The organism is Actinoplanes flavus (assembly GCF_017592555.1).
GTDB lineage: Bacteria > Actinomycetota > Actinomycetes > Mycobacteriales > Micromonosporaceae > Actinoplanes > Actinoplanes flavus.
This window is the reverse complement of sequence record NZ_JAGFNS010000015.1, coordinates 165,376-180,721: the sequence shown is the minus strand read 5'-3', so window position 1 is coordinate 180,721 and position 15,346 is coordinate 165,376. Positions and strand designations below refer to the sequence as shown.

The following is a 15,346-nucleotide window of genomic DNA, read 5'->3' as shown; positions in this document are numbered from 1 at the left end:
GGGAGCGTTTTCTTTAGACGGTCGAGGGGAGCAGAATCGGGCAGGTGACCCCGGAACAGGCCGCCGCCAACGCCCGCGCGGGACTCGCCGTCATCGTCGGCGCCTTCGCCGAATCACCGCGGACACTGCGCCGCGCCCGGCTCCTCGGGCTCTCCGGCTGGGCGTACCACGTCTCGGCCCGGGCCGGCGCGCTCGGTGACGTCCGGCCGGAGACGGTGGCCGCGGCGCTGGCCTTCATCGCGCCGGAGGCCGTCACCGACGGCTGGGAGGCCACGGTGAAGACGCACGCCCCGGCCGAGGTCGCCACCTGGCACCTGGTCGAGCTCTGCGACTGGGGCACGGAGAACCTGGGCGGCTTCCCCCGCCTGACCCGGCTGCTCGACCTGTCCCGCCGGGTGGTGGACCGGATCGACCCGGCCGGGCTCACCCTCTTCGCGGCGTGGCAGGCCATGCCGGTGCCGAACACCGAACCCGGCGCGCAGGCCGCGGTCCTGCTGCACCTGCTGCACGAACACCGGCAGGGCATCCACGTGATCGCGGTCCGGGCGGCCGGCCTCACCCCGCTGGAGGCGATCATCGCTGGGCCGGAGGGCGAGACCGGGGCGGTGGCGTTCGGCTGGCAGCCGCCCTACCCGCCGGCCGGCCCGCTGCTGCGCCGCCTGTTGTGGGCCGACGCGGTGGCGGACGCGATGGCCGGGCAGGCGTACTCGGCCCTGGACCGGGCCGAGCGCCTCGAGTTCGCCGGCCTGCTGGAGTCACTGAGCCACCGCCTCGTCCGCTGAGCCGGGAGCGGCCCGGTGGGTCACCGCCTCGTCCGCTGAGCCAGCCGGGGGAAGACCGGCTTCGGGCGGCCCGGCCGGTTCAGCTGCTCCCGGAGACGCCGGGCGCCGTCCGGCAGAAACGGTTCCAGTTCGGTGGCCACCAGCCGGCAGACACCGGTCAGGGTGGCCAGCGTCGCCTCCCCACCGCCCTTCCACGGCTGTTCCGCCTCGATCAGCCGGTTCGCCTCGTCGACCACCGAGCGGATCGCACCGGTGGCCGCCCGGAAGTCGAAGTCGTACAGGGCCCGGTCGATCCGCGCCGGCAGGTCCGTGCACCAGGCGGGTGGCGGGCTCGCGGCGATCCCGCCCCGGGTCAGCGTCAGCGTACGGCTGACCAGGTTGCCCAGCCCGTTGGCCAGATCGGTGTCGGCGTGGTGAATCAGGCGCTCGGCGGTGAAGTCGGACCCACCGAGCCGGGCCACGTCGCGGAGCAGCCACCAGCGGACCGCGTCCGTGCCGTACCGGTCGATCAGCCCGGCCGGGTCGACCGCGTTGCCGGCGCTCTTGGCGATCTTCGCTCCGTCCACGGTCAGGTAGTCGTGCACCAGCACCGTCGTGGGCAGCGGCAGCCCGGCCGAGAGCAGCAGGGCGGGCCAGTAGACGGCGTGGAACCGCACGATGCCCTTGCCGATCACGTGCGTACGCTCACCCGTCCCGTCCCACCACCGCCGGTAGTCCGGGTCGCCGCCGCCGTAGCCGAGCGCCGTCACGTAGTTGGCCAGCGCGTCCCACCAGACGTAGACCACCTGGCCGGGATCACCGGGCACCGGGATGCCCCAGCCGGCGGCGCGGGCGGCCGGACGGGAGACGCTGAAGTCGGTGAGCCCGGCCCGGACGAACGCCAGCACCTCGTTGCGCCGGGCGGCCGGCTCGATCCGGATCCGGCCGGACTCCAGGATCTCCAGCAGCCGATCGGCGTACCGGGAAAGGCGGAAGAACCAGTTCTCCTCGGCCACCGTCTCGGGTCGCACCCGGTGCTCGGGGCAGAGCCCGTCGGGCAGCTCCGATGCGGCGTAGAACTGTTCGCAGCCGGGACAGTAGAGACCCGCGTAGTGGCGCCGGTAGAGGTCTCCGGCGGCCGCGCACTCCCGCCACAGCCGCTCGACGCCGGCCCGGTGCCTGGGGTCCACGCCGGTACGGATGAAGTCGTCGAAGGACAGCGACAACGGCTCACGCAGGGCCGCGAAACGGGCCGCGTTGCGGTCCACGAACTCGCGGACGTCCACCCCGGCGGCCCGGGCCGCGGTGACGTTCTTGAGCGCGTTGTCGTCGGTGCCGGTCAGGAAGCGTGCCGGGCGGCCCCGCAGCCGGGCGTGCCGGGCCAGTACGTCGGCCTGCACCAGCTCCAGGGCGTGACCCAGATGCGGGGCGGCGTTCACGTACGGAATCGCGGTCGTCACGTAGAGAGAGTTCATGATCGTCTCCTGAGGTGGCCCGGTCCGGGCGGGAGACGGCGAAGCCAGGCCCGGCGGACAGGGCCTGGTCGCGTGGAATGGTCAGCGCACGGCGAGGAGCCCCGGGACGGGGCGCGTCATCGATTCGCGGTGCGGCTGCATGCGGCCATGGTAGGCGGGCGGCGAAGAGACGGAAACTCGTTTGGCGGTGGGGTCGGGAGCGTGGTCGGATGCCGGAATGACGGAACTCCCCAGCGGCTGGACCACCCGCCGGCCCACCCTCGACGACATTCCCGCGATTCTCGAGGTGGTGCACGCCAGCGACATCGCCGCGGTGGGCGAACCCGATTTCACCAGCGACGAGGTCCGTGAGGAGCTCATCGCGCCGAACACGGATCTGGACAGGGATTCCTGGCTGGCCCTCGACCCCTCCGGCAAGATCGTCGCTTGGGCGTACCCGTACAACGGGACCGGCCGGGCCCGGGACATGGCCAACGTCTACTTCTGGCCGGAGATCGGCCTGCCCGCGCTGCGGCCGCTGCTCGCCATGCTGATGGAGCGGATCGCCGAGCGGGCCCGGGAGTTCGGCCACGAGGTCTACGAGGTCCGGTCCGGCGCCATCCCGGGCGAGGACCACCTGATCGCGGCGCTGACCGACGCCGGTTTCACCTTCCTCAAGCAGTTCGCCCGGATGCAGATGTCGCTCGAGGGCTGTTCCCCGGTCGCGCCCGAGCCGCCGGCCGGCGTCACGGTCCGCGCGGTCGACTCCGGCGACGAGGCCGAGATGCGCCGCTTCCACGCGGTCATCGAGGAGGCCTTCCGGGACTCCGATCACCCCGCGATGGGGTACGACGGCTGGCGCGCCCAGTTCGAGTCCGAGTCCTCGCTCTCGTTCGACGAGTGGCTCGTCGCCGAGGTGGACGGCGAGATCGCCGGGGTGCTCCAGTCGGCCGACGGCAGCGGCGACACCGAGGAGGGCTACGTGAAGTACCTGGCCACCCTCCGCGGTTTCCGCAGGCGCGGGGTGGGCGAGGCGCTGCTGCGGCGGGCCTTCGCCGTCTATGCCGCCAAAGGCCGCCCGAAGGCCGGGCTCGGCGTCGATCTGGCGAACCCGACCGACGCCGCGAGCCTCTACTTCAAGGTGGGCATGACCCCGCTCTACCGGGCCAATGTGTACCGGACCGAGATCAAGGCGGCCGGCTAGACGGAGACGGGGGCCGTTTCGGAGTCCCGCCGGGGCGCCGGCGGCAGGGCGCTGCCGCCGGTCTCCCCACCGCGGTCCAGCCACCGCTTCGGGGTGTGCTTGCGCCACCACTTCTCGGCCGGCTCCTCGACGTAGGTGAAGAGCGCCCAGCAGATCACGTTGATGACCACGGCCATCCCGATCAGGGTGAACAGCACCGCGTCGTTGTCCGGCATCCGGCCGTACTCGTAGGTCGCCAGCCGGCTGATCGCGTGGTGGATCAGGTAGAAGCTGTAGGACCAGAGTCCCAGCGAGACGAGCAGCCGGTTGTTCAGGATGCCCTGATGTCCCCGCGCCTCACGCTGGAGGAACGCCAGGATGATCAGGGCCGACAGGACGCCCACCACCGGGCGCATGGCGAACTCCATCTGGTGCTCGACCACGTCGGAGAACGGCCACCGCTCCTGGTAGTAGAGGTAGGTCCAGCCGAACAGGCCGGCCAGCGGGACCACCGGGTGCAGCGGCAGCCGCCAGCCGCGCCGCAGGGCCAGCGCCATGGTCATGCCGAGCAGGAACTCCGGCAGGTACACCAGCGGGTGGCGCATCACCCAGCGGGCCATGGCCGGCTCGAGGTTCGCGTCGGCGATCCAGTTGACCAGGTACATGCTGAACAGGCCGACCGCCGTGGCGACCATCAGCCAGCGGGTCCGCATCCGGGCCGCGAACGGGGCGACCAGCGGGAAGAGCGCGTAGAAGAGCAGCTCGACGCTGAGCGTCCAGGTCACCGGGTTGCCCGGCAGGGTGGGCGTGACGTCCGGGAACCAGGTCTGCACCAGGAACACCGACGAGATCAGGCTGGGCCAGTCGATGTCCACCTTCGCCGCGACGTAGAACGCGTAGATGGCCAGGGGCAGCGCCACCAGGTGCACCGGCCAGATCCGGCCGACCCGTCGCCAGTAGAACACCAGCGGGCTCTCGCGCGGCTTGAAGACCCACATCATGAGGAAGCCGGAGAGCACGAAGAAGAAGGTGACGCCGTGCGCGCCGATACCCGAGAACGGGAAGATGGCCTCGGAACGACCGAAACCGGTCTTGCCGCCCAGTCCGGTGAAGTGGTGGGTGAAGACCGCGAAAGCCGCGAAGAACCGCAGGCTGGTCAGGGAGTCCAGGCGCTTCGGCAGCGGGGCCGTGGGGTCGGCCCTGAGGCCTTTCATGAGCATATTTGTGAGATCAACTTCTGCGAGAAGGCGGAAGAGTGACGGAAGTGCGAACAGTAGTACAACCGTCGATTGGGCGGTAGGCGAGAACGGTCTCGCCCACCGACCCGCCTAGATCTCCGGAGAAGCCGTTCCGGTGGGCCGACCGCGCAGATCGGCGACGTAGTCATCGGGCGCTCCGGCCTTCTCCGCCGCGTTGGCGATCTCCGACAGGTACCAGGCGGTCGGCAGACCACCCTCGTACCCGGCGAAGACGTACACCCAGGCGGAAACCTCACCGTCGAGCGTCGATACACGCAGGGTGACCTTCTGGTACGCCCCGGCGGTCACGCCCTCGATCTCGTCGAGCTGTGACGCGTCCCACGCGTGAACGTCGTAGAGGGAGACGAAGACCCGGTCGCCGGGCGACTCGACTATCGTCGCCACCGCCCCCTCCCAGCCGATTTCTCCCTCACCGGCGAAGGTGAGGCGCCAGCCTTCGATCCACCCCACGCCGACCATCGGCGAGTGCGGACAGTAGGCCCGCATGCGGGCGGGATCCAGGTTCGAGCCATACGCGGCGTAGTGACGCACGGCGACGACGATAGTCCTAGCGGGCGGTGGTGAGAATATGAGGAGTGCGTGTCGGCACAACTGTTCGGCGTTGGATGCCGCTTTTGGAGGTCTTTAGTCGTGAGTCGGATCGTGATCATCGGTGGAGGACCGGGAGGGTACGAGGCGGCTCTGGTCGCGGCGCAGCTCGGCGCTGACGTCACTCTCGTCGAAGCCGAGGGGCCCGGTGGAGCCTGTGTGCTGACCGACTGTGTGCCGTCCAAGACGTTCATCGCCAGCTCGGAGGTGGTGACCGGGCTCCGCTACGAGGAGCGCTTCGGGATCCGGTCGTCCGGCCTGTCCGGGGTCACCGTCGACGCGAAGGCGGTCAACGAGCGGGTCAAGAAGCTCGCCCTCGCCCAATCCGGTGACATCCAGACCAAGCTGATCAAGGCCGGGGTGAACGTCGTCCGCGGCCGCGCCCGCCTCGGAGAGGACCGGCTCGGCCACACCCACCAGGTGCTGATCACCCCGGAGGGCGCGGAGACGTACCCGGTGGAGGCCACCACCGTGCTCCTGGCCACCGGCGCCACCCCGCGGGTGCTGTCGTCGGCCCGCCCGGACGGGGAGCGCATCCTCGACTGGCGGCAGGTGTGGGACCTCGAGGAACTGCCCAGCCACCTGGTCGTGATCGGTTCCGGTGTGACCGGCGCCGAGTTCGCCAGCGCGTACCTGGCGATGGGTGTGAAGGTGACGCTCATCTCCAGCCGCGAGCGGGTCATGCCGCACGAGGACGCGGACGCCGCCATGGCGATCGAGCGGGTGTTCCGGGAACGGGGCATGACGATCCTCAGCCAGTCCCGTGGCGACTCGGTGGTCAACACCGGCGACGGGGTCCTGGTCACCCTCTCCGACGGGCGCACCGTCGAGGCGTCACACGCCCTGATGGCGGTCGGCGCCATCCCCAACACGGCCGCTCTGGGCCTGCGGGAGTACGGCGTCGACATCTCCGACGGCGGCTACGTGACCGTGGACCGGGTCTCCCGGACCAACGTGCCGGGCATCTACGCGGCCGGTGACTGCACCGGCGTGCTGCCGCTGGCCAGCGTCGCCGCCATGCAGGGCCGGATCGCGATCTGGCACGCCATGGGCGAGGCGGTCGCCCCGCTGCGGCTGCGGACCGTGTCGGCGAACGTGTTCACCGACCCCGAGCTGGCCACCGTCGGCGTCTCCCAGAACGAGGTCGACTCCGGCCGTTTCCCGGCCCGCCAGGTGATGCTCCCGCTCACCGGCAACGCCCGGGCCAAGATGGCCGGCCTCCAGGACGGGTTCGTCAAACTGTTCTGCCGCCCGGCCACCGGCCAGATCGTCGGCGGCGTCGTGGTGTCACCCAAGGCCAGCGAACTGATCCTGCCGATCACCATGGCGATCGAGAACAACCTGACCGTCGATCAGCTGGCCCACACCATCACGATCTATCCGTCGCTCTCCGGCTCCATCGCCGAGGCGGCGCGTCAGCTGATGCAGCACGAGATCCAGTAGCCGTCTCTTCGGCGGCCGCCGGGTCGCGGCCGCCGAAGAGGGCCAGGACCCAGCCGGCGGTGCCGAAGATGACCGCGGCGGTCGCGGCGACGGCGAACAGGCGCCACGCGGACTGGGTGATCGCGGTGCCCCCGAGATGGCCCACCAGCCCGCCGTAGCAGGCCCAGCTCAGTGCGGCCGCCACGTCGTACCCGATGAAGTATTTGAACGGGTAGCCGGACCGGCCGGCGTGGTAGCCGGCCGCCATCCGGCCGCCCGGGACGAACCGGCAGAGCAGCACCACGAGCGGGCCCGGCCGCCGCAGGCCACGGGTGAACCGGGCGGCGGCGCGCCGGGTCCTCGACTCGCTCTCCTCGTTGCGCGGCGCGAACCTGTCCCGCAGCGCGCTCAGCCGGGCACCGGTCGACCGGCCCAGCACGAAGGCGGTGAGGTCACCGGTGAACATGCCGACCGCGCCGACCGCGACCACCGCGGCCAGATCGAGATCGCCGTAGACGGTGAGCGCCCCTGATGTGATCATGATGGCCTGGGTGGGTACCACCGGCACCAGCGCGTCGACCGCGAGAAACGCGAACAAGGCCAGGTAGGCCCACGCCGGGATCGCCAACATGGTCAGCATTTCGGTCATAGGTCGGGCCACCTCGCGGCTTTCAGGACTCCCGGCATTGTGCGTGAACCCGCCTGAGAGTGCGCTGTGTTCAGAATGCGCTTCCGCCGGGCACGGTCCGTCGTGATGCCGGACACGCTACGGCGAGAAGCCACCCTTGCGCGCCCGCTTTTCGCGGGTGGCCGATCCCCGGCGTACGGTGGGATCGGCCCCGCCGCACGACGGCGCGCGGCCGCGGGCCGTCGGTAGGTCCCGTATCGACGGCCCGCTCCCGGGAAACCCCGGGCCCCTCCAGAGAACGCCGCAGGCGGCGAACCCGTGACGGCTAGTCGATCGTGCAGATCACCGTGCCGGCGGTCACCGTGGCGCCCGGCTCGACGGACAGGCCCGCCACCGTGCCGGCCTTGTGCGCCTGCAACGGCTGCTCCATCTTCATGGCCTCGATCACCACGATGGTGTCGCCCTCGGCCACCTCGTCACCGTTCTGCACGGCGACCTTCACGATGGTGCCCTGCATCGGCGCGGTCAGGCCGCCGCCGCTGACCCGGGTCTGCGCGCCGCCGCCGCGAGGACGGGACGCACCGCGTTTGGGGGCCGCGGGCCCCGTACCGGAGAAGAGGGTCTTGGGAAGTCGCACCTCGATGCGCCGGCCGCCCACCTCGACCACGACGGTCTCGCGCTCGCCCGCCTCCTCGCCCGGCGCGGCGGGCGCGGCGAACGGCTGCACCTCGTTCACCCACTCGGTCTCGATCCAGCGGGTGTGCACCGTGAACGGCTCGCCGGTGAACGCCTCGTCCCGCACCACCGCGCGATGGAACGGCAGCACCGTGGCGATGCCCTCGATCACCGTCTCGTCCAGCACCCGGCGGGCCCGCTCCAGCGCCTCGGCCCGGCTCGCGCCCGTCACGATGATCTTCGCGAGCATCGAGTCGAAGTTGCCGCCGATCACACCGCCCTGCTCGACCCCCGAATCGACCCGCACACCCGGCCCGGATGGCCAGGTCAGCGCGGTCACCGTGCCCGGCGCCGGCAGGAAGTTGCGACCCGCGTCCTCCCCGTTGATCCGGAACTCGATCGCATGGCCGCGCGGCGCCGGGTCCTCGGTGAACGGCAGCGGCTCGCCCGCCGCGATCCGGAACTGCTCCCGCACCAGGTCGATGCCGGTGGTCTCCTCGCTGACCGGGTGCTCCACCTGCAACCGCGTGTTCACCTCCAGGAACGAGATCGTCCCGTCCTGGCCCACCAGATACTCCACCGTGCCGGCGCCGTGGTAGCCGGCCTCCCGGCAGATCGCCTTCGCGCTGTCGTGGATCTTGCTCCGCTGGTCGTCGCTCAGGAACGGCGCCGGCGCCTCCTCCACCAGCTTCTGGTGGCGGCGCTGCAACGAGCAGTCACGAGTGCCGACCACCACCACGTTGCCGTGCATGTCGGCCAGAACCTGCGCCTCCACATGGCGCGGACGGTCCAGGTAGCGCTCCACGAAACACTCGCCACGACCGAAAGCGGCCACCGCCTCCCGCGTCGCGCTCTCGAACAGCGCCGGAATCTCCGCGATCGTGCGAGCCACCTTCAGCCCCCGGCCACCGCCACCGAAAGCCGCCTTGATCGCCACCGGCAGGCCGTGCTCCTGCGCGAACGCGACGATCTCGGCCGCGTCCGCGACCGGCTCGGGGGTGCCCGGCACCAGCGGCGCGCCCGCACGCTGCGCGATGTGCCGCGCCGTCACCTTGTCACCCAGGTCACGGATCGACTGCGGCGAAGGACCGATCCAGATCAAACCCGCATCCAGTACGGCCTGAGCGAACTCGGCGTTCTCGGACAGGAAGCCGTAGCCCGGGTGAATCGCTTCGGCCCCGCTGCGGGCCGCGATGTCCAGGACCTTGTCGATGCGGAGATAGGTGTCCGCGGCCGTCTCACCGTCCAGCGCGAACGCCTCGTCGGCCGCCCGCGCGTGTGGCGCGTCCCGGTCGCTGTCGGCGTAGATGGCGACGCTAGTGAGGCCGGCGTCCTTGCAGGCCCGGATTACCCGGAGGGCGATCTCGCCGCGATTGGCGATCAATATCTTCCGCACGGGGTAGAGCCTAACGGTTCCTCAGGTGGTTCCGCCGGGATCGATCTTCACTGTTCTGCAACGTTCCCGGGCTGTGGAAATCCGCCGCTAAGTTAGTCCCGATTCGTCTCGCTGGATGGGCGTCGGGCCGCGTCGTCCGGTTCGGCCGCCGGGCGCGGCTCAGCGCCGCCAGAGCGAGGTGATCGGAACACCCATCTCGGCGAGCAGGCGGCGCAGCAGCGGCAACGACAGGCCGATCACGTTGCCCGGGTCACCCTCGATCCGCTCCACGAAAGCCCCGCCCCGGCCGTCCAATGTGAACGCGCCCGCCACGTGCAACGGCTCACCCGACGCGACATAGGCCTCGATCTCGGCGTCACTCACATCGGCGAAATGCACCGTCGTCATGCCGACCGCCTCCGCCTGCAGACCACTCACCAGCCCGGTCAGGTGATGCCCCGTGTGCAGCACCCCCGACCGGCCGCGCATCGCCATCCAGCGTTCGGCCGCCTCCTCGGCGTCGGCCGGCTTGCCGAACACCGCGCCGTCGAAAGCCAGCACCGAATCACACCCGAGCACCAGCGCCCCCGGATCGGCGGGCAGCGTGGCCGCGACCGTCCGCGCCTTCATCCGCGCCAGGGCGAGGCTCGTCCCATAGGCGTCATCGGCCTCGACGACACTCTCGTCCACGCCGCTGACGATCACCTCGGCGTCGATCCCGGCGCCGGTCAGCAGCGCCCGCCGCGCGGGACTGGCCGAGGCGAGAACCAGGCGGTACACGATGTCGGTCTGCACGCTTTGCACGCTCTGCACGGGAGACGAGCCTACAAGCCGCAGGCGTGCAGAAGGGTGCTCGAGCACGGCGTTTCAGCGGTGATCTCCGACAAACCGTGCAGCTCAGCGCCCGTCCCCAGCCGCACCCCGGCGGTCAGGGTGGGCCGTCTCCCGGATCATCGAAGGGCGGAGCGCGGTCCCGCCTACCCGGGGTCGTTCGTGTGCCCCCGCCCATGCGCCCAACCGTGCGCACCGGCGCGCGTGTCCGATTCCGGTGTCCCCACGTTACGGCCGATCCTGTCCGGCTGGCCGTGAGTGCTGTTTCAGGGTGTTCGAGGCAGCGCTGACGGCCAGCCGGTGCTGATCAGCTGGCCGTGAGTGTTGTTTCAGGGTGTTCGAGGCGGCGCTGACCGCCAGTCGGAACTGCTCAGCTGGCCGTGAGTGCTTTCAGGGTTCGATACAGCGCTGACCGCCAGCCGGAACTGCTCAGCTGGCCATGAGTGCTGTTTCAACGGTGCTGAGACAGCACTCACGGCCAGCTGAGCAAGATCGGCAGGCCTGGACAGATCCCTGGCTGCCCTGGAGTTCTCCGGCTATGCGGTCGGCTTCCGTCGCCGGCGGACCAGGAACGCGAGAAGCACCCCGAGGACGGCGATCCCACCAGCGACACTGGCGATGACCGGAAGGTTGGATTCGTCCGCTTCGGTCTCCGGGTCCGTCGCGGCCGAGGAACTCGCCACCGACGGCGCAGCCGCCGAAGGCTGAGCCGACGCGGTCGCGGCCGTGCCACCTTCGAGTGGCGGAACGTCGGCGGTCAACGCCTTGACGACATTGAGGACACCGTAGCCGCACTGGTCATCCCGTCCGGGCGGCCCGTTGTCATCAGCCGTGGCGGTAAGCCGGTGGATGACCTCAGCAGCCGATAGATCGGGAAACTTGGCCCGCACCAGAGCAGCCGCCCCCGAAACAATCGCCGTAGCCTCCGACGTCCCGCTTCCTTTGCCGTACCTGTTGTTCAGGTCGGTCGTAGTGATCTCCACGCCAGGGGCGCAAATGTCAACCTCGGGGCCAGTTACCGAGAATTCCGCCAAATTGCCGTTTCTGTCTGTGGCGGCGACGGCGAGCACATCCGGAATTGCCGCAGGAAAACCAAGTTTTAAGGTCTCAGACTTGTTCCCCGTCGCCGCGACGACGACCGAGTCAGCCGCTATCGCTGCAGCAACTGCCTCATTGATTCCTCTTGATTGTGGGCCGCCAGTCGAGACGTTTATTACATCTGCACCCTCGCCGGCCGCCCATTTTATCCCCGCTTCGAGACCGAGCCCATTGTCGACGACGCCGATACTTTTAACTGGGATAAGCTGGACATCGGGAGCGATGCCAATGACACCGTCGTTATCGTTGTGCCCATGGCCCCCTATTACGCCGGCCATATGTGTGCCGTGGCCGTCCTTGTCCACGTGCCCGGTGCCATCGCCACCAGAGACGGTATCGTGACCCTTCTTTAGGTTCTTTGCTAGGTCTCGGTGAGGAAAAACGCCGCTGTCAATAATCGCAACAGCGACGCCCTTTCCTTTGGTTATCTTATGCGCCTGAGCTAGGTTAAGGTAGGCAACGTGCCACTGGCTATTTCGAATCCCGTCGGCATGAGCGGGTGTGGCGGAGAAATTGCTGAAGATGGCGGCAGTGATAGTGCAGGCAAGTGCCGTTGCCTTCTTGCTGTTTTTCACCTATCGGCCGCCAATTGAGGGTCCGGGGTCGATCCGTTGCTCCTGTGCAGGCAGCAATACGGGGTCGGTGCCCTCTGCTGTCTCCCAGGGATTATCCGGGTCCCAGCGATGAGAAGCTTCCTCATTCTGTCGGGTAGACGAGCGCCGCCCCGGGTGCGCGGCTGAGCCTGTGCCTTGTCCGATCATGCCGCCCACAGGATTTACTTTGGGGGTGCTGCGTGTGGAGCCTCCCATTTGGCCGCCGCGGCCAGATGGAGAGCCGCCAATCACCCCAGAAGACGGCCCGCCGAGTATCCCACTATTGGGCGCAATGGTGCCGCGAGTGCCACCGGGTGGGAATGTCCCAACCGGAGGGCTTGTCGTGACCGGAAGGCGTGGGGGCGTAGTAGAGGTTGAAGGGATACCCGGGGAGATCGTGTATGGGCCAGGTGAATTGGTGGTGGGCGAAACCGTCGTTGGAGTTGTCGGCAATCCCGTCGTAGGTGAAGGAGGCTGCGGCTTCGCTTCGCCGAGGATTGGGCCAGGTGCGGACGGCTTCGGTGTTTGCGGCTGCTTGGTGTTCTCGTTGCTCGGGTTCTCAGGTGCCTTCTTGGCGCCGGATATGGGGGGATTCGATGCTTTTGTCGGAGTAAGCGATCGGGGTGAGAAGGCCGGTGTTATCCCAGTCGGGATGCTTGCCCCGCCGCCCGAGTCAAACGAGTCGAAGTTGTTGTCCCATCCGCTTCTGGGCGAATACGGCTTGGGGGCTATGAAGTTGGACTGGGCGGCGGCCAACTCGGCTGAGAGGGACTGCATCGTGAGCCGGGCCTGGGTGGTCAGGTCGTCCTGGCGGCTGTACGGCACCGGGGGCGTCGTCGGCAGCGGGTCCATGGTGGCGAGGGCCGTCTCGTTCTTGGCCTGTTCGAACTTCTGGAGTTTGTCGCGGTTGTCCGCATACTCCTTCTGGATGCCGGCGACCTTCTCCTTGGCCTGTTCGACCGCCTCGATGGTGGTGGTCAGGACACGCCAGTTGGTGTTGGAGGCGAGCCGTGTCTCCTCCAGGCTGATGATCAGCTGCTCGAGGCGTTCGATGTACGCGTACGCCGCCCGGCTCTTCTCCGGGGGCCAGGCCTCGGCCAACCTGTCGCGGTACGACCGGACCTGGCTCACGTGGTTTTCCAGAAGCTGGGCCGACTTGAACCAGGCGTCGCCCATCTCCCGGTGTGGGGCGCTGTCGTGGTCGCGGATGAGCTCCCACATGGCGTCGACGCTCATGCCGTTCCAGCTGGTGCCGCTGACGCCGCCGCCGGGTTCGATTGCCATCACGCGCCTCCGGTGAACGGTTCCGAGGTCTCCCCGGTGTCTTTGAACTGGGCTTCGACGTCGGCGACCTTGGCCCGGGAGAACGCGTCGGAGCCCCGGTACTGTTCGCTGATGCCGTTCGCGGCGCTGGCGAACTTGTACGTCCCGTCGGTGTAGCCGGCGACGTTCATCTGGGTGGCGATCTGCACCTGGTCGTGCCGGTACAGGAACAGGTGCAGTTCGTAGAAATCCGTGTCGGGCAGCCGTTTGATCATCGTGTTGCTCACCGCGTCCGCGTATGGGACGTAGTTCTGCTCGATGTCCTGTTTCAGCTTCGCCGCGAACTGCTCCATGGCGTTGAGGTCCGCCTCGATGGCGCCGAAGTCGGTGTAGTCGACATTGCCCAACCACCCCGCGGAATCCCTGGCTTCGGACAACGCGCGTCCTCCCGTCGATCGGCAGCTCGTGACTCAGAGAGGTTAGCGAATCACGAGCCGGGCTTCCGCCCCCTGTGGACGACGGTCAGCGGGGCAGTGCCGAGGTGCGCCAGTTCCGGGGCCGTCCGGCGGGGTGTGCTGATCGGATCCAGTCTGAGACGGCTTGGGGGGTAGTACGAGAATTGACCGAAGTAGATCGAGATGTCAGGATGGCGACCAGCGCCGCCACCTCATGATCGTCTAGGCTTCCTCTTACGACGCTGACCAGCGGTTCCTCGTTCATCAGCCGAGCGTACGACGGGTGGCCGGAGATCCGGTGACACGCGTCCCACACTCGGCTGATCAATTCGCGGCCGCTCGACAGAACCAGGTATTTTCTGCGTGATGTCTTCTTCTCCCCCACTCGTTGTCGCTGATCGGTACCGGCTCGTCGCGCCGCTCGGTCAGGGCGGGATGGGACGTGTCTGGCGGGCGGCCGATGTCGTCCTGCACCGAGAAGTGGCGATCAAGGAGCTCGTGCCGCCGCCGGGGCTGACCCCGGCCGAGCGGCAGGAGATGCGCGAGCGCTCCCTTCGCGAGGCGCGCGCCATCGCCCGGCTCAACAACATCAACGTGGTGCGCGTCTTCGACGTGCTCAGCACGGATGCCGATCCCTGGATCGTGATGGAGTACGTTCCGTCCCGATCGCTCCAGGACACCCTGGCCGCCGACGGGCCGTTCAACCCGTTGCGCACCGCGGAGATCGGCCTCGGCGTGCTCAACGCGCTGCGTGCCGCCCACCGCAACGGGGTGGTGCACCGGGACGTCAAACCGGGCAACGTCCTGCTCGGCGCCGACGGCCGCGTGGTGCTCACCGACTTCGGCCTGGCCACCGTGCCGGGCGACCCCAACGTGACCCGGACCGGCCTGGTGCTGGGCTCCCCGGCGTACATCGCTCCGGAGCGCGCCCGGGACGGCACGGCCGGCCCGGCGGCCGACCTGTGGTCGCTCGGCGCCACGCTGTTCGCCGCGGTGGAGGGGCAGTCGCCGTTCGCCCGCCCGTCGGCGATCGCCACCCTGGCCGCCCTGGCCACCGAGAACGTTCCGGTCTCGCGTAACGCCGGTCCGCTGAAGCCGGTGCTCAACGGGCTTCTGCGCAAGGATCCCGCGCACCGCATCAACGCGGAGGAGGCCGAGCGCCTGCTGAACCGCGCGGCCGGCCGCCGGGCGAAGATCTCGTTCCCGATGAGCCCGACCATGCGCCGGCCCGGTGTGGGCCGGGAGCGGCCGTCGCTGCCGAGCGGTCCCGGTGGTCCGCCGGTGCTGCCCGGTTCCGGGTGGGGCACCGCCACCGGTTCGGCGCCGGTGGTGCCCAATCCGCGTCCGCCGGTCGCCCAGCCGCCGGCCGCCGACGGCCGCCAGCCGCATCGTCCGGCGGGCCAGCCGCAGCAGCCGGCCGCGGACGGTCGTCCGGCGCCCTTCGCGCAGGGCAAGGCCCAGGTCGGCGGCCAGGTTCCGCCGGTCGGCCGGGACGGCAAACCCCTGGACCCCACGCGCCTCGACACGCCTCCGGTCCGCGACTCCTCCTCGGGCCCGCGACCGGCGCCCCCGACCGCACCGCGGAGCGGCCCGGCCGGCACCCCGTCGTCGATGGCGAGCGGTTCCGCGCCCACCAACGCGCTGCGCACCGGTTTCACGGCCGCCGACGTGGCCGCCCACCGGCGTAAGCAGGCCGCCCCGGAGCACGAGCGCTCGCTGGCGCAGGCCACGGCCGGCTACCCGGTCGTGACCCCGCGCACC

Annotated in this window: 13 protein-coding genes and 1 pseudogene; 4 read left to right on the top strand and 10 right to left on the bottom strand. The window is 69.4% G+C overall.

The window, feature by feature from the left end; genetic code table 11:
* Positions 1-44: 44 nt before the first annotated feature.
* The gene (locus J5X75_RS23430; protein WP_208469641.1) at positions 45-782 is read left to right on the top strand and encodes an SCO6745 family protein; all 738 of its coding nucleotides are present in this window, start codon (positions 45-47) and stop codon (positions 780-782) included.
* Positions 783-802: 20 nt separating this feature from the next.
* On the opposite strand, the gene metG is transcribed toward J5X75_RS23430, so the two are convergent.
* Positions 803-2,236: a methionine--tRNA ligase gene (gene metG, locus J5X75_RS23425; RefSeq protein ID WP_208469640.1), complete on the bottom strand. Its 1,434-nt coding sequence runs from the start codon at positions 2,234-2,236 to the stop codon at positions 803-805.
* Positions 2,237-2,453: 217 nt separating this feature from the next.
* Here metG and J5X75_RS23420 point away from each other — a divergent pair, with 217 nt between their 5' ends.
* Positions 2,454-3,419 carry a GNAT family N-acetyltransferase gene (locus J5X75_RS23420; RefSeq protein WP_208469639.1) on the top strand — a complete coding sequence of 322 codons (966 nt, stop codon included), beginning with the start codon at positions 2,454-2,456 and terminating at the stop codon, positions 3,417-3,419.
* On the opposite strand, the gene J5X75_RS23415 is transcribed toward J5X75_RS23420, so the two are convergent.
* The gene (locus J5X75_RS23415) at positions 3,416-4,612 is read right to left on the bottom strand and encodes an acyltransferase family protein (protein WP_208469638.1); all 1,197 of its coding nucleotides are present in this window, start codon (positions 4,610-4,612) and stop codon (positions 3,416-3,418) included. The two genes, J5X75_RS23420 and J5X75_RS23415, sit on opposite strands and share 4 nt — an antisense overlap.
* 114 nt (positions 4,613-4,726) lie before the next feature.
* A complete protein-coding gene (locus J5X75_RS23410; protein WP_208469637.1) occupies positions 4,727-5,188 on the bottom strand; it encodes a gamma-glutamylcyclotransferase in 462 nt (153 codons plus the stop codon).
* 99 nt (positions 5,189-5,287) lie between these two features.
* Between J5X75_RS23410 and J5X75_RS23405 the strand changes: the two genes are divergently transcribed.
* Positions 5,288-6,688 (top strand): NAD(P)H-quinone dehydrogenase, encoded by a 1,401-nt coding sequence (locus J5X75_RS23405; protein ID WP_208469636.1) that lies wholly within the window; start codon positions 5,288-5,290, stop codon positions 6,686-6,688.
* On the opposite strand, the gene J5X75_RS23400 is transcribed toward J5X75_RS23405, so the two are convergent.
* The 7 genes from J5X75_RS23400 to J5X75_RS23370 all read right to left on the bottom strand — a co-directional run bounded on the left by J5X75_RS23400 (position 6,615) and on the right by J5X75_RS23370 (position 13,850).
* Positions 6,615-7,316 carry a DedA family protein gene (locus J5X75_RS23400; protein ID WP_208469635.1) on the bottom strand — a complete coding sequence of 234 codons (702 nt, stop codon included), beginning with the start codon at positions 7,314-7,316 and terminating at the stop codon, positions 6,615-6,617. The two genes, J5X75_RS23405 and J5X75_RS23400, sit on opposite strands and share 74 nt — an antisense overlap.
* Positions 7,317-7,620: 304 nt before the next feature.
* Complete coding sequence (locus J5X75_RS23395; RefSeq protein ID WP_208469634.1) at positions 7,621-9,366, bottom strand: acetyl/propionyl/methylcrotonyl-CoA carboxylase subunit alpha; 1,746 nt, start codon at positions 9,364-9,366, stop codon at positions 7,621-7,623.
* 159 nt (positions 9,367-9,525) lie between these two features.
* On the bottom strand, positions 9,526-10,140 hold the full coding sequence (locus J5X75_RS23390) for a Maf family protein (RefSeq protein WP_208469683.1): 615 nt from the start codon (positions 10,138-10,140) through the stop codon (positions 9,526-9,528).
* Positions 10,141-10,712: 572 nt separating this feature from the next.
* Complete coding sequence (gene mycP / locus J5X75_RS23385) at positions 10,713-11,849, bottom strand: type VII secretion-associated serine protease mycosin (protein ID WP_208469633.1); 1,137 nt, start codon at positions 11,847-11,849, stop codon at positions 10,713-10,715.
* Positions 11,850-13,151 (bottom strand): hypothetical protein, encoded by a 1,302-nt coding sequence (locus J5X75_RS23380; RefSeq protein WP_208469632.1) that lies wholly within the window; start codon positions 13,149-13,151, stop codon positions 11,850-11,852. It abuts the gene before it with no gap.
* Entirely contained in the window at positions 13,151-13,537 is a 387-nt protein-coding gene (locus J5X75_RS23375; protein ID WP_208469631.1) for a hypothetical protein, read from the bottom strand. The genes J5X75_RS23380 and J5X75_RS23375 overlap by 1 nt, the downstream gene beginning before the upstream one ends.
* A 115-nt stretch (positions 13,538-13,652) precedes the next feature.
* Complete coding sequence (locus J5X75_RS23370) at positions 13,653-13,850, bottom strand: acyl-CoA carboxylase subunit epsilon (protein WP_208469630.1); 198 nt, start codon at positions 13,848-13,850, stop codon at positions 13,653-13,655.
* A gap of 101 nt (positions 13,851-13,951) precedes the next feature.
* On the opposite strand from J5X75_RS23370, the pseudogene J5X75_RS23365 reads away from it, so the two are divergent.
* A pseudogene (locus tag J5X75_RS23365) lies at positions 13,952-14,828 on the top strand (serine/threonine-protein kinase); the annotation flags it as partial.
* Positions 14,829-15,346: the final 518 nt, after the last annotated feature.